Raw genomic sequence first — 15,949 nt, forward strand, 5'->3', positions numbered from 1 at the left:
GCATCACCGCGCGAAAGTCGCCCACCCGCTCATGCCAGGCAGCAGCTCGGGCGCGCCGGCATTCAACGCCGCCGTCACGTCCACCGTCTGCGTGACGGGGTCGACGCGCGCGCCGATCCGCGCCACCTTGGCCGGGTAGGTCTTGCCGACTTCGTCCACCTGCACGCTCAGCGCGTGGCCCGGACGCAGCCAGGCGAGCCATTTCGACGGCACGATCATCTTCAGCTCGAGGTGGCTGGTGTCCACCACGGTGAGCAGCGGCTTGCCCGGTTCGGCGAACTGCTGCGGCGAGGCGCTGCGCTTGGACACGCGGCCATCGAACGGCGCGGCGATCGCGCACTTGCGGACGGTGGCCGACATATAGGCCACCTCGGCCGCGCTGGCCTTCTGCTTGGCCTGCGCCTGCTGCACCTCGAGCGCGCCGATCGAATGCAGCGCGAGGAGCTTGCGGTTGGTGTCGAGCAGGTCGCGCGCGCCGTCCGCGTCGGCCTGCGCCTTGCGCAGCTGCGCGTTGTACAGCGAGCAGTCGAGCGTGACGAGCGTCTGCCCGGCGCGGAACGAATCGCCGTCGCGGAACGGCAGGGAGGCGATCTTGGCCGCCACTTCGCTCGAGATGTCCACCTGATCGCGCGACACGAGCTGGATGCGGATCCTCGAATCGGGATTGTCGACGGCCGGCGCGCCCGGCGGCGGCGCCGGGGGCGCCGCCAGGACCAGGCGCGAGGCGACGAGCAGCGCGATCGCGCCGGCTGCCCGGTAGTGCTTGAACGGCTTCATTTCTGCACAGCTCCTGCATCGCGCGAGGCGGCCGCGGCCAGCGTCGGGCCGGGTTGGGCGGGGGCCACGGCGGCCGGGTCGCCGCCCTTGGCGAGCGCGTCCCAGCGCTGCTGCGAGGCGGTGATCGCGCTGCGAATCGCGGCGAGGTCGTAGCCGGTGGGCTTGTCGCTCATCGGGTCGAGGCCCAGCGTGGCGAGCATCTGGCCATAGGCGCTTTCGAGTTCGCCGTAGCTCTGGTACAGGCGCAGCTCCGACATCATCGCCTGCGTGGCGATGCGGATTTCCTCGAGCTTGCCCTGCGCGTTCGCTTCCGTGGCGTTGTGCGTATGCCGCAGGATCTGGCCGTCCACGTCGTTCATCTGCTTGAACAGGTCGAACTGGCGCGTCTTCGCCGCGAGCTCGCTGCGCGCCACGTGCACCTGCGTGAGCACCGCCATGCTCAGCGCCATGCGCTGCATCTTGGCCACGTCGAGCTGCGCCTGCGCGGTGCCGCGGATGTTGCGCGCGTTCAGCAGGTTCAGCAGGTTCCAGCTCACGCTGATGCCGGCCGTGCGCCAGGCGTTGTACACCAGGAAGCTGTTGCTGTCGAAGTGCGCGCCGAGGCTGAACTCGATGCCGGGCAGCAGCTTGGCCATCGCCTTGTGCGTCTCGTTCACGCTGATGCGCTCGTTGTAGCTCGCTTCCACCAGCTCGGGGCGGCGTTGCAGCGCCATGTCTTCCATCTTCGGCATGGCCATGTCGAAGGCCGGCACCTTGAAGTCGCTGCTCGCGGCCAGCGTGAAGTCCTTGCCCGGCTCGAGATTCATCAGCGAGGCGAGGCGCGGCTTGGCTTCCTCGAGCTGGTCGCGCACGGCCTCGAGCTGGCGCATCAGATCGAGCAGCGAGCGCTGGTAGTTCAGCGTGTCGAGCGGCGAGCGCAGGCCCTGCGCCTGGGTGCGGCGCGAATCGTCGAGCGCCGACCGCGCCTGGGTCAGCAGCGGCTCGATGCGATCGCGCAGGCGCTGCGCGCCCACCGCTTGCCAGTAGGCCTCGCGCACCTGCTGCATCATCAGCTGCACGACCTTGCGGCGGCGCTGCTCGAGCACCAGCACGCGGTCGGACTGTTCCTTGGCCTCGAAGTAGCTCACGCCGAAGTCGAGGATGTTCCAGGACAGGTTCAGGTCGGCGGTGCGGCTGTTCTTGTCGGTGGAGTACGACGGAATCAGCGACTGGTCGTGCGTGTAGAGACCTTCCGACGACGAAGCGAGCTCGTGGTTGCGGTTGGCGTAACCGGCTGCGGCCGTCAGCTTGGGCAGCAGGTCGAAGTTCGACAGGTCGAGCTGGCGCTGGGCGAGCGCCTCTTCCATCATCTTCAGGCGATGGTCGAGGTTGTAGCGCACGGCGCGCGCCATGGCCTCGTCGAGCGTGATCGGACCGGTCACCGGCTGCTGGTCGGCGAACATCGCCGTGCGGTCGGTGTGGGCGGTGGCGGCGCGCTCGGCATCCGTGAACGGTACCGGCTTGATGGCGCAGCCGGACAGCCAGACGACGGCCACGGCGGCCGCGAGCAATGCGGGACGCGGTGCGCGTCCCCGGAGCGTCTTGTTTTTCAAGTCGAGGGGTCTCTTGGAAAAATGGGCGAATGAACGGGCGAAAGCGAAGGTCATGAGCGGCGCTCCCCGGTGACGTGCAGGGTGGCCAGCGCATTGGCGAACTGGGCGGCGAGCGAGGGCTTGGCGACGGGCGCGGCCTGCGCGTGCGGCGCGACGGCGTGGCCGTTGCCCTTGCCATGTTCGGCGGGCTTGCCGGCGGCGTTGCCGTGGGCGTCGAAGCGCATCGTCACCTCGCGGCGCACGAGGTTGCCGGCGGCATCGCGCTGCACGAGCGTGACCCGAACGTCGTGCACGCCGGCGGGCGGCTTGCCGCTGAGCACGCCCGATTGCGCGTCGTAGTGCAGCCACGCCGGCAGCGGCGCGCCGTTGGCGAGCGTGACGGCGGTGACGGCCGCGTCGTCGGCGCCCGGCGCCTGCGCGTCGCGGGTGGCGGGCGTCTGCACCAGCGTCCGCACGTTCACCGCGAAATCCTGGCCGGCACGATGCAGCGGATGCACGTCGATCGGCGCCAGCGGATGAGCAGCCGGCGTCGCGCCTTCGATCCCGGCCGGTACCAGCGAATCGAGCGGCCGCACGTGCGTGTCGCCGAGCGAACGCTCGCGCGCACCGTGGCTCGCGAAGGTGAAGGTGTCGCGCGTGCCGATCGAACCGACGTCCCGCTGGCTGGTCGCGCCGAATGCATCGAGCACGATCAGCGGACTCGATACGCCGTCGGACTGGCCGAGGCTGTCGTCGGCGAGCAGCGGCGCGGCGTGCGGCAGGCCGATCGGCATGGCGCCGGTTTGCTCGCGGTCGGGTTGACCGTTCTGGTCGTGCGGCAGCACCCATTGCGGCAGGATCGGCGTGCCGACCGGCTGCGCCGTGCCGACGATGGTCAGCGTGCGCGTGAGCGGCGCGCTGGTCTTGACGCCGTCGCCGACCGTGAACACCAGCGTGCGCGTGCTGTCGGTGCGCTCGGCCTGCGTATGGAGATAGCCGACCGCGGTGAGCGCGGCCTGCCATTGCGCCACGGTGGCGTTGCCGCTGGCCGAGTGCAGCGTGAGCGTGCCGTGCGCGGCGTCGAAGCTCGCGGCGATGTCGCCGGTGGCCGCGCCTGCCGCGAAGCTCAGCACGTCGTGCTGGGCGTCGAAGGCGCCGCTGAAGGCGATCGTGGCGGTGGTGGGCGCCGTGGCGTTCAGATCGGTCAGCGTGATGCCGGCGCCGACCGACACCGGGACGGTGACGCGGCCGCCCGCCGTATAGCTCAGTTGCGTGCCGTCCACGCCGAGCAGTGGCGTCTGGTGCGTCGCCGTGACCGACACGCTGCGCTCCAGCGCGGCGCTCGTCTTGACGCCGTCGTTGATGGTGAAGCCGATGCTGCGGGTGGTCGTGTCGGGCGTGACGGCCGTGTCGGTGTAGGTGACCGAGCGCAGCGCGGCCTGCCATTGCGCGAGCGTGGCGGTGCCGCCCGCGGAGACGAGGGTGAGCGTGCCGTGCGCGGCGTCGTAGCTCGCCGTGATGTTGCCCATCGTGCCGTCGTTGCTGAACGCGAGCACGTCCTCGCCGGCGTGGAAGCCCGCGCCGATCTGCACGGTGGCCGAGGCCAGCGTGGCGTTGTCGAGGTCGCTCAGCGTGAGGCTGCCGTCGATCGTCACCGGTACGGATGCGGCGTTGTCGCCCGCCACGAACGCGGCCGGGCCGCTGCTGGTGGTGGAGAGCGTCGGCGTCTGGTCGGTGGTGGCGACGGTCACGTCGCGCGTGATGGCGACGCTGGTCTTGGCGCCGTCGTTGACCGCGAAGCCGATGGTGCGCGTGGCCGTGTCGGGCGTGACGGCCGTGTCGGTGTAGGTGACCGAGCGCAGCGCGGCCTGCCATTGCGCTAGCGTGGCGGTGCCGCCCGACGAGACGAGCGTGAGCGTGCCGTGCGCGGCGTCGTAGGCGGCGGTGATGTTGCCCATCGTGGCGCGGTCGTTGGTGAACGCGAGCACGTCCTGCCCGGCGTGGAAGCCCGCGCCGATCTGCACGGTGGCCGCGGCCAGCGTCGCATTGTCGAGGTCGGTCACCGCGATGCCGGTGTCGATCGCGACCGGCGTGGATGCCGCGTTGTCGGCGGCCACGAACGCGGCGCTACCGGTGCTGCTGGTGGACAGCAGCGGGGTCTGCTCGGTCGGCGTGACGACGATGGTGCGCGTCAGCGCGTTGCTGAACTGCGAGCCGGCGCTCAGCGAAAAGCTGACGGTGCGCGTCGCGTCGTTCGGCGTGACCTGCGTGTCGCTATAGGCCACCGAGCGCAGCGCGGCCTGCCATTGGGCGAGCGTGGCCGAGCCGTTCGCCGAGGTCAGCGTCAGCATGCCGGTCGACGTATCGTAGCTGCCGGTGATGTTGCCCATCGTCAGGCCGTCGTTGCTGAACGACAGCCGGTCCTCGCCGCTATACAGGTTGCCCGTGATCGCGATCACCGCGCCGTCGACTACGTTGCCGAGCGGGTCCGCGACGGTCAGGTTCGGGTCGATCGCCACCGGCGCGGCGCTGGCGTTGTCGCCGGCCACGAAGCTCGCGCTGCCGGTGCTGGAGGTGCCCAGCGCCGGCGCCGAGCTGATCACGTTGACGCTGTAGTCGAGCGGCGAGCTGGTCTTCACGCCGTCGTTGACGACGACGCTGACGGTGCGCGTGCCGAGCGCGGCGTTGGCGCCGGTCGAGAACTGCAGGCTGTCGAGCACCGTCTGCCATTGCGCGACGGTGCCGCCGGTCGAGCTGATCGTCAGCGTGCCGCTGGCCGCGTCGTAGTTGACGTTCATGCCGTTGGTCAGCGTCGAAGGCGGCACGCTGATGCCGAGCGTGTCGCCGCTTTGCAGACCCGCGGTGATCTGTACCGTGATCGACATCGGTACCAGCGTCGAGCCGCTCACGTTCCGGTCGGTCAGCGTGATGCCGCTGTCGATCGCGGTGGCGGCCTGGCCGGTCAGGTAGTCGAGGCTGTTGCCCGAGGCGCCGACCAGCGGCGTCTGATGGGTCGCCTGCACCACGATCACCTTGCTCGAGCCGACGCTGGACTTGGTGCCGTCGTTGGCGCTGAAGCTGATGGTGCGACTCGCGGTCTGCGGCACCACGGCCGTGTCGGTGTAGGTGACCGAGCGCAGCGCGGCCTGCCACTGGGCGGCGGTCGAGCCGCCTGCCGAGGTCAGCGTGAGCGTGCCGGTGCCGGCGTCGAAATGCGCCTGGATGTCGCCGAACGCGCCGTTGCCGAGCGCGAGTACGTCCTCGCCGCTGTGGAAGTTGCCGGTGATCGCCACGGTGGCCGACGCCATGGTCGCCGAGTCGGAGTCGGTCAGCGTCAAGCCGGCGTCCACCACGACCGGGGCGGAGGGCGCGTTGTCGCCCGAAACGAAGGTGGTGGTGCCGCCGCTGTCGGTGACGATCGGCGACTGGTCGGTCGGAACGACGTTGATCGTGCGCTGGAAGTTGGTACTGACCTTCGTGCCGTCCGTGATCACGAAGTTGATGACGCGCTGCGTGCCGTCCGGCGTGGCGGCCGAATCGGTAAAGCGGACCGAGCGCAGCGCGGCCTGCCATTGCGCGAGCGTGGCGGTGCCGCCCGCCGAGCTGAGGGCCAGCACGCCGTTCGAGTACGCGCCCGTGATGTTGCCCATCGTCGAGCCGTCGTTGGTGAACAGCAGCGTATCGCCGTTCGCGTCGTAACCGCTCGCGATCACGACGTTGGCCTGGGTCAGCGTGGCGTTGTCGCGATCGGACACCGTGATGCCCGAATCGATCACGACCGGCGTGCTGGGCACGTTGTCGCCCTGCGTGAACGTGAGGCTCCCCGACGAGCCGCCGATCACCGGTGTCTGGTCGGTATCGGCGACGGTCACGGTGGAGGTGGCCGCGGTGCTGGTCTTGGTGCCGTCGCTGATCGCGAAGCTGACGGTGCGCGCGAGGGCGCCCGGCGTAATGGCCGTCGAGTCGTAGGTGACGGCCCGCAGCGCGTTCTGCCACTGTGCGAGCGTGGCCTGGTTGCCCGACGAGGTCAGCGTCAGCGTGCCGTTCGCGTATACGGCCGAGATGTTGCCGTACAGCGCGGTGCTGTTGTTGTTGAAGGCGAGCACGTCGGTCGCCTCGTAATGGCCGGTGATGGTGACCACGGCCTGCTGGAGCGGGCCGCCGTCCAGATCGCCGACGGTGATGGCGTCGTTGACGGCGACCGCCGTCGAGGCGGTGTTGTCGCCGGCCACGAACGAGACGGTGTTGCCGCCGGCGCCGATCACCGGCGTCTGGTCGGTGGCCGTCACGGTCACGTTGCGCGTGGCCGTCGAGCTGGTCAGCGTGCCGTCGTTGATCTGGAAGCTGACCGTGCGTGTGCTGGACGAAGGCACCACCAGGTCGTTCGTGAACTGGATCGAGGCAAGCGCGTTCTGCCACTGCAGCAGCGACGCGCCGCCGGCCGCGGTCAGCGTCAGCACGCCCGTGCTGCCGTCGTACGCGCCGCTGATGTTGCCCATCGTCGCCGGATTGGCGGTGAACAGCAGCTGGTCGTGATTGCCCTGGAAGTTTCCGGTGATCGCGACGGTCGCGCTGACCAGCGTTGTGCTGCTGCCGTCGGTGAGCAAAATGCCCGGGTCGACCGCCACCGGCGTCGAGGTGGTGTTGTCGCCGCTCACGAACTGCGCCGAGCCGCTGTCGGTGCTGACCGTCGGGCCGGCCGTGACCACCATGCTGTGATGCAGCAGCGCGCTGGTCTTGGTGCCGTCGCTGACGGCGAACGTGATGTCGCGCGTGCCGCCCGTCGTGCCCGTCGCGCTCGCGAACGTGACGGCGTCGAAAGCGTTCTGCCATTGCGCGACGGTGGCGGTGCCGCCGGCCGACGTCAGCGTGAGCGCGTGCGTGGTCGCATTGTAGCTGCCGATGATGTTGCCATACAGCGTCACGTTCGAGTTGTTGAACGCGAGCGTGTCGCCGGTCGCGTAGCCGCTTGCGATCGTGACGGCGCCCGAGGTCAGCGTCGGCGTGTCGGCGTCGCTGACGTGCACGTTGGCGTCGACCGCGACCGCGGCCGAGCCGGCGAAGTAGCTGGTGCTGGTGGCGCCGCCCTCGGTCACGAGCGGCGTCTGGTCGACGGAGGTGACGGTGATGGTGCGCGTGGCCACGTTGCTCGCCTCGGTGCCGTCGTTGAACGCGAACGACACCGTGCGGGTGGTGGTGGACAGGTTGGGCGAGGCCTGCGTGCTGAAGAACGTGATCGACTGCAGCGCGGCCTGCCAGCTGGCGAGGCTGGGCGACCCGCTGCCGGTCAGCGTCAGGACGCCGGTGGCGCTGTTGTAGCTGCCGGTGATGCCGTTTTGCGCGACGAACGACAACTGGTCGCCGCTCTGCACGTTGGTGATGCGGACCGTGGCGGTGCTTGCCGAGGCCGAACTGGGGTCGGAGATCGTGATGCCGGGGTCCACCGCCACAGCGGTGCCGCCCACGCCGTTGTCGCTCGAACTCCACGACGCGCTGCCGCTGCTGGTGGTCACCGACGGGCCGTTGTCGGTATAGGCGAGGTTGTTGAGCGTGGGCTCGAAGCTGCCCGAGTCGTTCTGGTCGATCAGCGAGAACGAGACGATGTTGTTGAAGGCGCTGCCGAGCTGTATCTGGCTCGACACGGTGCCGGTGAAGCCGCCCACCGCGGCCGTGGCGAGCTGGACCAGCGCGCTCTTCGAGCCGTTGGCGTAGGTGGCCTGGATGTACAGGTCGCCGTTGAACGAGCTGAGGTCGAAGCTCTGCAGGCTGAACTGGTGGCCGTTGGCGAGCGAGATGGTGACGTTGCTCATCGTCGAGGCGCCGTCGGCGTTGATGTCCAGGACGCCGTCGGTGGGCGACACGGAGATGTCGCTCGGGAACGGCGAGTTCGACGCGTTGTAGGCGTAGGTGTTGCCGGGCTGGTCGAACGTGTAGACGAGGCCGTCGAGCGTGAACTGGGACAGGCCGATCGCCGCGAAGTTGTCGGCGGCCGCGCTGTCGTAGGTTTCCGTCGTCACGCCGAGCAGTTCGTTGAACTGCGCCTGGGCGCTGGCCGATTCGTTCAGCGCGGTGTGGACGTTGCCGACCTGGTATTCGAGCGTCCAGTTGCCGCCGAGCGCGGCCGAGCCGGTCGCGTCGATCGAGGCGGCCACGTTCAGGTGGGTGATGCCGGCGATCTTCTGTACCAGTGCCTGACCGTCGGCCTGTTGGGCCACGTCGCAGCCGTAGATCAGGAAGTCGCCGCCGGCGTGCATCGCCGCGCCGATCTGTGCGAGCTGCGTGCTGTAGCCGGACAGATCGCCGTTGGTGAGCCAGGTGGAGCCGACCTGGATCGCGCCGTCGCTGCCGTGCGAGAGCAGGCTGATCGACTCCACGCCGCGATGGGCCTGCAGGTATTGCGCGATCTGCGCGAGGCCGTCGGTTTTCGCGTCGAGCACCACGTACTGCGTACCGGCGGGCAGACCGGCGATCAGGACCTGGTAGTTCGCGACGCTCGGGTCGATGAACACGATCTGGGTCTGCGCGGCCGACATCGCGGCGCTGCCGTCGGTCGTGGCGGCATGTTGCGCTTCCCGTTGCGTCGATGGTGCCTGCTGCCGGTTCTGCGCGAACGGCGAGATCGGGTCGCTGCCCTGCGGCTTGTCCGCCGGTGCGTTGGCCGTGGCATTGTTCGATGTGCTGCCCGTGGGCGTGTAGATGTGCGCCTCGGTGCGATGGATGACTTCCGCTGGCGCGTGCTCGTGGGCATGCGGCTGGGCGGCCACGGCGGCCACCGATGCGTCGTAGACGACACGCGGCTCGAGGGCGAGCAACAGGGGCGAGGCCGCGATGCGCGGGCCGGGCTGGCTGGCGTTTTGCTTCTGGCGCGCGAACCACTGCTTGATGATCTTCATGACGATGCTCTCCCTGCTGCTACCTGCCAGATGCCGTGCGGCCGGCTGCGGGGCCGCACCGGCCCCGCCTGATGATTGAAGCCCGGTCGCGATCAGCCGCGCGACGGGAAGCTGCCTTCCAGCGCGATAATGAATGACAGACCGAGGTACGGATTGCGGATGTTGACGGGCATGTTGCTGCGCGACACGCCGATCATGACGGTCGGGTTGGTTGTGAATTCAACGGCCGCGTCGAACGGCTTGAGTGTCTTGCTCGTCGTGTTTACGGCGCCGCCCTGTGTTTCTGAAGGCAGGGTTTATCCCCTGATTCAAACGGCGTGTTTTCAAGGTTCCGGCAGGGCCGCCGGCTCGCGACGTAACTGCTCGAGCGGATGGCAGGAAAATCGAATGGCGCGGCCGTGCGGCACATGGGGTTATATACCGCTGGTGCCGATTTTCATGAAACAGATTCGTTGGTAAAAACGTTTGCGCCGGATTATCGGCTTCCACGTTCAGGCTGTTAGGCAGGTCTTCGGCCGCCGCTCGTGGCGCGTGCTGACGAACACTTCGATGAACAACGCGTCGCCGTCATGGGACGCGGCGTGGAATGTCGATTCTGCGTCGGCGCAAATGTTTGCGAGCCCTAAATTGCCGATCGAAACAGGCGCGGCAACAATTTCATCGGACTGGAAAAAGTTGAATGGGTCGATAAGAAAATCGACTGTCAAGGCGTCAGACTAATTGTCTGATCAGCGGCAACTGGAGCTTGTTTGTTCGGTTGCGGTGATTGCCCCATGTGCCGTTTGCGACGAGCAACGAAATGTTGATGATGAGCAAGCCGGGCGCGTGCCGGAGAATGCGCGGCGATGCGCTTCTGCGCGATGCGAAACGCCGCCATGCCGATACCAGGCGCAGGGCGGGAGGTGAGCTCGTCGGAGAGCAGCGAGGTCGGTACCGCATCGCATCAATCGCGCAAATTGAACGAGCAACTACGACTGACTCTGTGCGACGAAGTGAGCGCGCTGAACGTGCTGGCCGACCACGGCAACCGCCAGTCGCGCGAAGATGCGATCGAACTGGCGGCGTGCATTGCGCAACCAGGGCGCGGCCCCAGTCAACGCCACGCACATTGTGGACACATATCCGACGGCCGCGACGTCGCAGCAGGCGCTGCGGCGTACGACGGTTTCGTGCCGGGCGTCGCCCCGACATCGGCCGGGGATTGAACACGGCGAAGCCGCCTCGAGGGCAGACTTTCGAAGCGGGCGTGTCGGCACGCCCGCTTCGCGTCACAGCTGCGCGAGCGCCTGATCGAGGTCGGCGAGCAGGTCGTCGATATGCTCGATGCCGATCGACAGCCGCACCGTTTCTTCCTTCACGCCTGCCTTCGCGAGCTCGGCCGGCGACAACTGGCGGTGCGTCGTCGATGCCGGATGCGTCGCGAGCGACTTCGTGTCGCCGATGTTGACGAGCCGCGTGAACAGCTTGAGTGCGTCCTGGAATTTCGCGCCGCCGTCGCGGCCGCCCTTGACGCCGAACGTCAGGATGCCCGGTGCACGGCCGGACAGATAGCGCGCGACGAGCGGATGATCGGGGTGATCGGGCAGCCCCGCGTAGTTCACCCATTCGACGTTTTCGTGGCGCGCGAGATGCTGGGCGACCTTCAGCGCGTTGTCGCTGATCCGCTCGATGCGCAGCGCGAGCGTCTCGATGCCCTGCAGGATCTGGAACGCGTTGAACGGCGAGATCGCCGCACCCATGTTGCGCAGCGGCACGACGCGCGCGCGGCCGATATACGCGGCCGCGCCGAACGCTTCCGTGTACACGACGCCGTGATAGCTGACGTCGGGTTCGTTGAGCCGCTTGAAGCGGTCTGCATGTTGCGCCCACGGGAACTTGCCAGAGTCGACGATCGCGCCGCCGAGGCTCGTGCCGTGGCCGCCGAGATACTTCGTCAGCGAGTGCACGACGATGTCCGCGCCGTGCTCGAACGGACGCAGCAGGTACGGCGACGGCACCGTGTTGTCGACGATCAGCGGAATGCCGTGGCGATGGGCGATGTCGGCGAGCGCGGCGATGTCGGTCACGTTGCCGAGCGGGTTGCCGACCGATTCCGCGAAGATCGCCTTCGTGCGCGCGTCGATCAGCGCGTCGAACGACGCCGGATCGCGCGGGTCGGCGAAGCGCGTCGTGATCCCGTATTGCGGCAGCGTGTGCGCGAACAGGTTGTAGGTGCCGCCGTACAGCGAACTCGCGGACACGATGTTGTCGCCGGCTTCCGCGATCGTCTGGATCGAATAGGTGACGGCCGCCTGGCCCGACGCGAGCGCGAGCGCGCCGACGCCGCCCTCGAGTGCTGCGATGCGCTGCTCGAGCACGTCCGTCGTCGGATTCATGATGCGCGTGTAGATGTTGCCCTGGACCTTCAGGTCGAACAGGTCGGCGCCGTGCTGCGTGTCGTCGAATGCGTACGCGACCGTCTGATAGATCGGCACGGCCACGGCGCGCGTGGTCGGGTCGGGGCGATAGCCGCCGTGCACGGCGATGGTTTCAAGGCGCCAGTTCGAAGAGGCCTGATCGGTCATGGGTGCTCCGTACGTTGTTGTGATGGTCGGCCGATTATAGGAGCACGGGCGCTGCGGGCTTTAGAACGAATCGTTTGTTGCTTATGGTGCGCCGGCGCATCGCGTGCGTTTTCAGCGGACGCTGCGCAGCGGGATGTCGTGGCGGGCGGTGCGAATCCGTGCGCTCACGCGCGGCAGATCGCGATGATCTCGGCGCTCGTCGCGTCGTCGAATGGCGCGCCTTGCCAGTCGCCGCACCATTGCGTCGCCGAGAAGCCGGCTGCCGTCACGCGTGCTTGCAGATCGGGTTGGGCGATGAAGCGCAATCGGCTCGTATTTTGCAGCTGTATATCGTCGCGGCAGAAACGGTAGTACGTGTCGAACGACACGACCGGGCCGTCGATTGCGGTGACCGCGCGATGCAGTTCGACGCGGCCGAAATCGGGCGATTCGACGTGCGATGCGGGCGCGGACGGTGCCCATCTGCGCCACGGTTCGACACGTGGATTGCGTGTCTCGAACATGAAGCGTCCGCCCTCGTTCAGCAGACGCCGCACGCCGTGCAGCGTGGCGTCGATCGCGGCGTCGGTCAGCAGGCACTGGAATGCGTGGCCGGTCATCACGACCGTATCGAAGCGCGCGTCGGGCGACAGGCCGGCGAGATCGCTGACGGCCCAGCGCACCGCGGATGCACCGGGTTGCTGCCGTGCATGCTCGATCATCGCGGCGGCCGGATCGATCGCGACGACGTCGTGCCCGGCCGCAGCGAGCCGGCGTGCGAACCGGCCGGTGCCGCAGCCGAGATCGAGGATGCGCTGCTGAACGGTGCCGATGCGCGATGCGTAGAACGCGAAGTCGTGATCGCCCGCGTTGAACAGGTCGTAGACCGCGACGAGGCGCGGGTCGGTGTAGAGGATTTCGCGGGCGGGTGCCGTGTCGGACATCATGCGGAGCGCATGCGTCAACGCTGCTGAGCCGCGACGCGCAGGCCGAGCGCGATGAAGATCGAGGCGATGATCTTGCCTTGCCAACGCGTCAGCCACGCGAGCCGCTTCACGAGCCGGCCGAGCGGACGGAACGAGCAGGCGATCAGCGTCGTGTACAGCGAACTGAGCGCGACGAAGATCAGGCCGAGCACGGCGAATTGCACGAACGTCGAGCCGCGTTCCGGATGCACGAACTGCGGCATGAACGCGAGGAAGAACAGTGCGGTTTTCGGGTTCAGCACTTCGGCGGGGATGGCCTGCAGATACGCCTTCAGCGGCGTGACGGGCGACAGCTTCGGCAGCGACGGGTCGGACGGCTTCTCGATCAGCGCACGCACGCCGAGGTAGATCAGGTAGGCGGCGCCGACCCACTTCACGACGTTGAACGCGAGCGCGGACGTCATCAGCAGCGCCGACAAACCGACGGCCGCGAACAGCGTATGCACGAAGTCGCCGCTGGCGACGCCCAAGCCGGTCAGGATGCCGGTCTTGCGGCCGCCCTGTACGGTGCGGCTGAGGACGAGCAGCACGGCGGGGCCGGGGATCAGGAACAGACCCAGGACGACGGCGGTGAAGGTGGTCAGCGTGGTCAGGTCGAACATGGCGGCTCCGGCAGGGTTGGCGCAGCGGCGGGGATGGGGGGATTGTAGTCGGTTTGTTCGGCTCGCTTGCGCCGACGTCGATCTCAAGTTATTCGGACCTTGCCCTCCAACAGATTGCGGTGGTCGAAAACGGTGCAGAATCGCGTTGGTGAGGTGAGCGGCGGCGGGACATCGGTTCGTCTCTACGGGGATGCGCGGCTTCTGATGCAGAGCATTATGGACTCGACTACGCCAGTCCCTGACCCAGGCGGAGTGCCGGGGCACCCCTCTGGGATTCACCAGGAACTATGAACGGTACGGCAGGCACATATGAATTGTTGTGAATCCAAGTGCCAAGACGGTTATCCATTTCCTTTTTAAAAGCGGCCCGAAATGAGATTTACATGGAAATCTGGCCCCGTACTCGCCGGGCAGCTGGTGTACTGCCAAGCTGAGTACTCGTTCGACTTCGTTCCGAGGGAAAATGAATTAAACAGCCGAGTTCGGGCTCCCGAACTGGATCTATTTCGATTGGTCCGCTTCAATTGGAGGTATCCGTAGAAACCGGCGAAATACTATTTCCGTGGGGCTTGTTTCCACACACGCGATGGACAGATCGAGTTATGGTCCCTCCAAATACTTGTCCAGGCCGATTGTTCCTCGCGGATATTTCCGTTCTCGTGCCCGGAGCTGCGGTCGACTTACCTGGAGGCACGGAATGGCAGACACATTTCCACCGCGAGTCTGGGTGGTTATATACCGGCGTCGGTGATACGGCAGATGTCATCGTGGAATTCGCAGCCAACGCAGGTGCGTCACTGACAAATGAACAACTCACAGGGCTGTGGCTAAAGCCGATACGTGAATGATCCATTTCCGCGTGGGAGTTTGAGGATTACCAAGGATGATCAGACTTCATTGACGCACTTGACGCGCTCCGGTCGTTGCCACAAACAGCGTTGGCTTCGATACGTCCAGCCTCGAAAACAAGCTAAGCGGATATTTTCTTGACGCGGCACATTCCAAGAACCATAACCCGCGCAAACGCATGCGTATCGATCCACGCACGCCATCACCCACCCCCCAACACCAACGCAGCCCCTTTCTCCCCGATCATCAACGCCGGCCCCTGCGTATGCCCGGACGTGATGCGCGGCATGATCGACACATCGATGACCCGCAGCGCCTCGACCCCGTGAACGCGCAACTGCGGATCGACCACAGCATCGTTGCCGGTGCCCATCCTGCACGTGCCGACCGGATGGCTGAGCGAGCCCGCATTGCTCAGGATCCAGTTGCGGATCTCGGCGGGCGTGCGCACCGACGGGCCGGGCGTCTGCTCCTCGCCGCGCCAGGCCGAGAGCCCCGGCGCGTTGCCGAGCGAGCGCATCAGCTCGAAGCCCTGCACGCATTGCTCGAAGTCGCCCGGCGCCGACAGGAAGTTCATGTCGATCAGCGGCGCGGCGGTCGGATCGGCCGAGCGCAGCGCGACGCGGCCCCGGCTTTGTAGCCGCATCATGTCGCCCGTCACCGAATAGAAACTGCGCAGTTCCTGCTCGGACTGGCCGCACGTATAGCGTCCGCGCATCATCTCGGCTGCATTGGCCGGCTGGCCGTCGGCATTCGCGTTCGCCCAGACGATCGCGTAGCCCTCGTTGACGGGCTGGTCGAGGATCGGCTGCCGCGACGTCCAGATGCCCTGGAAGATCAACGCGTCCATCAGGTTGGCGCCCACGCCCGGCAGGTCCATCTGCACGGGGATGCCGAGTTGCCGCAGCTGCGTGGCGTCGCCGACGCCCGAGCGCATCAGGATCTGCGGCGAGTTGATCGCGCCCGCGCACAGCAGGATTTCCCGGTCGGCGATCGCACGTACGCGCGCGCCGCCACGGACGTAGTGCACCGCGGCCGCGCGCCGCGTGCCGTTGAACTCGATCCGTTCGACGAGCGATTCGGCGGCGAGCGTCAGATTCGACTGCCGCGCGAGCAGCGGCTCGACGTAGCGCTGGTAGCTCGTCACGCGCTGGAAGCGCGTGTCGATGGTCGAGCGTAGCGGCGACACGCCGGCCATCGGCCGCCCGTCGTTGTAGTTCGGGTTGTAGCGGTGGCCGAGCTGCTCGCTCGCGCTCACGAACGCCTCGCCGAACGCGTTGCGCGTCGTGGTGGTCGGTTGCAGCATGCGTTCGACCTGCTCGAAGTGTGGCGCGACGTCCTGGTAGCGCCAGCCGTCGCAGCCGTACCGGCTCGCCCACTGATCGAAGTCGGCAGGCGCGCCGCGCACGTAGACCATGTCGTTGTGCGCGGTGCAGCCGCCCGTCACCTTCGCCCGCCAGACGTCCATCACGCGATCGTTCATGCGCGTCTGCGGCACGCTTTTGTAACCCCAGTGAATCGCGCCGATGCGGTACAGGCAGTTGATCTGGTTCGGGTCGCGGATCGGCGGGAAATGCGACGCGAGCGGCCCGGCCTCGAGCAGGAGCACCTTGATCGACGGGTTGTCGGCGAGCCGCCCGGCGACGATGCTGCCCGCCGAGCCGGAACCGATGACGATGTAGTCGTAGCGTTCGTCCACGGGCTTCTCCTCGTGCGTGTGAGCTGGCG

At 67.3% G+C, this 15,949-nt stretch carries 10 protein-coding genes; 2 read left to right on the forward strand and 8 right to left on the reverse strand.

What is annotated here, in order from left to right:
* Nucleotides 1-3 precede the first annotated feature (3 nt).
* Genes EX20_RS23485 through EX20_RS23495 form a run of 3 tightly spaced genes read right to left on the reverse strand, consistent with a single transcriptional unit; the run spans nucleotide 4 to nucleotide 9,241 of the window.
* A complete protein-coding gene (locus EX20_RS23485; RefSeq protein WP_014724525.1) occupies nucleotides 4-777 on the reverse strand; it encodes an efflux RND transporter periplasmic adaptor subunit in 774 nt (257 codons plus the stop codon).
* Nucleotides 774-2,423 (reverse strand): TolC family protein, encoded by a 1,650-nt coding sequence (locus EX20_RS23490; protein WP_072465301.1) that lies wholly within the window; start codon nucleotides 2,421-2,423, stop codon nucleotides 774-776. Before EX20_RS23490 ends, EX20_RS23485 begins: the two co-directional genes overlap by 4 nt.
* On the reverse strand, nucleotides 2,420-9,241 hold the full coding sequence (locus EX20_RS23495) for a DUF4347 domain-containing protein (RefSeq protein ID WP_034194928.1): 6,822 nt from the start codon (nucleotides 9,239-9,241) through the stop codon (nucleotides 2,420-2,422). Before EX20_RS23495 ends, EX20_RS23490 begins: the two co-directional genes overlap by 4 nt.
* A gap of 171 nt (nucleotides 9,242-9,412) precedes the next feature.
* Here EX20_RS23495 and EX20_RS32225 point away from each other — a divergent pair, with 171 nt between their 5' ends.
* Complete coding sequence (locus EX20_RS32225) at nucleotides 9,413-9,700, forward strand: hypothetical protein (protein WP_124260097.1); 288 nt, start codon at nucleotides 9,413-9,415, stop codon at nucleotides 9,698-9,700.
* 32 nt (nucleotides 9,701-9,732) lie between these two features.
* Here the strand turns inward: EX20_RS32225 and EX20_RS32230 are convergent, their stop codons facing one another.
* Nucleotides 9,733-9,948 (reverse strand): hypothetical protein, encoded by a 216-nt coding sequence (locus EX20_RS32230; protein ID WP_059624038.1) that lies wholly within the window; start codon nucleotides 9,946-9,948, stop codon nucleotides 9,733-9,735.
* 195 nt (nucleotides 9,949-10,143) lie between these two features.
* On the opposite strand from EX20_RS32230, the gene EX20_RS32235 reads away from it, so the two are divergent.
* Nucleotides 10,144-10,446, forward strand: a complete 303-nt coding sequence (locus EX20_RS32235; RefSeq protein ID WP_131929024.1) for a hypothetical protein — start codon at nucleotides 10,144-10,146, stop codon at nucleotides 10,444-10,446.
* A 63-nt stretch (nucleotides 10,447-10,509) separates the two neighbouring features.
* Here the strand turns inward: EX20_RS32235 and EX20_RS23500 are convergent, their stop codons facing one another.
* The 4 genes from EX20_RS23500 to EX20_RS23515 all read right to left on the reverse strand — a co-directional run bounded on the left by EX20_RS23500 (nucleotide 10,510) and on the right by EX20_RS23515 (nucleotide 15,920).
* Nucleotides 10,510-11,805 carry an O-acetylhomoserine aminocarboxypropyltransferase/cysteine synthase family protein gene (locus EX20_RS23500; RefSeq protein ID WP_011881440.1) on the reverse strand — a complete coding sequence of 432 codons (1,296 nt, stop codon included), beginning with the start codon at nucleotides 11,803-11,805 and terminating at the stop codon, nucleotides 10,510-10,512.
* Between the two features lie 164 nt (nucleotides 11,806-11,969).
* Entirely contained in the window at nucleotides 11,970-12,731 is a 762-nt protein-coding gene (locus EX20_RS23505; RefSeq protein ID WP_081350615.1) for a class I SAM-dependent methyltransferase, read from the reverse strand.
* A gap of 14 nt (nucleotides 12,732-12,745) precedes the next feature.
* Nucleotides 12,746-13,372 (reverse strand): LysE family translocator, encoded by a 627-nt coding sequence (locus EX20_RS23510; protein ID WP_034194929.1) that lies wholly within the window; start codon nucleotides 13,370-13,372, stop codon nucleotides 12,746-12,748.
* A 1,051-nt stretch (nucleotides 13,373-14,423) separates the two neighbouring features.
* Nucleotides 14,424-15,920 carry a GMC family oxidoreductase gene (locus EX20_RS23515; RefSeq protein ID WP_014724532.1) on the reverse strand — a complete coding sequence of 499 codons (1,497 nt, stop codon included), beginning with the start codon at nucleotides 15,918-15,920 and terminating at the stop codon, nucleotides 14,424-14,426.
* Nucleotides 15,921-15,949 lie beyond the last annotated feature (29 nt).

This window comes from Burkholderia sp. WP42, from assembly GCF_000745665.1.
GTDB lineage: Bacteria > Pseudomonadota > Gammaproteobacteria > Burkholderiales > Burkholderiaceae > Burkholderia > Burkholderia vietnamiensis.

Bases quoted from the DNA above. Each gene is read 5' to 3' on its own strand.
- EX20_RS23485 (WP_014724525.1), bottom strand. From the start codon at position 777: ATGAAGCCGTTCAAGCACTACCGGGCAGCCGGCGCGATCGCGCTGCTC.
- EX20_RS23490 (WP_072465301.1), bottom strand. From the start codon at position 2,423: ATGACCTTCGCTTTCGCCCGTTCATTCGCCCATTTTTCCAAGAGACCC.
- EX20_RS23495 (WP_034194928.1), bottom strand. From the start codon at position 9,241: ATGAAGATCATCAAGCAGTGGTTCGCGCGCCAGAAGCAAAACGCCAGC.
- EX20_RS32225 (WP_124260097.1), top strand. From the start codon at position 9,413: ATGTTGCTGCGCGACACGCCGATCATGACGGTCGGGTTGGTTGTGAAT.
- EX20_RS23500 (WP_011881440.1), bottom strand. From the start codon at position 11,805: ATGACCGATCAGGCCTCTTCGAACTGGCGCCTTGAAACCATCGCCGTG.
- EX20_RS23505 (WP_081350615.1), bottom strand. From the start codon at position 12,731: ATGATGTCCGACACGGCACCCGCCCGCGAAATCCTCTACACCGACCCG.
- EX20_RS23510 (WP_034194929.1), bottom strand. From the start codon at position 13,372: ATGTTCGACCTGACCACGCTGACCACCTTCACCGCCGTCGTCCTGGGT.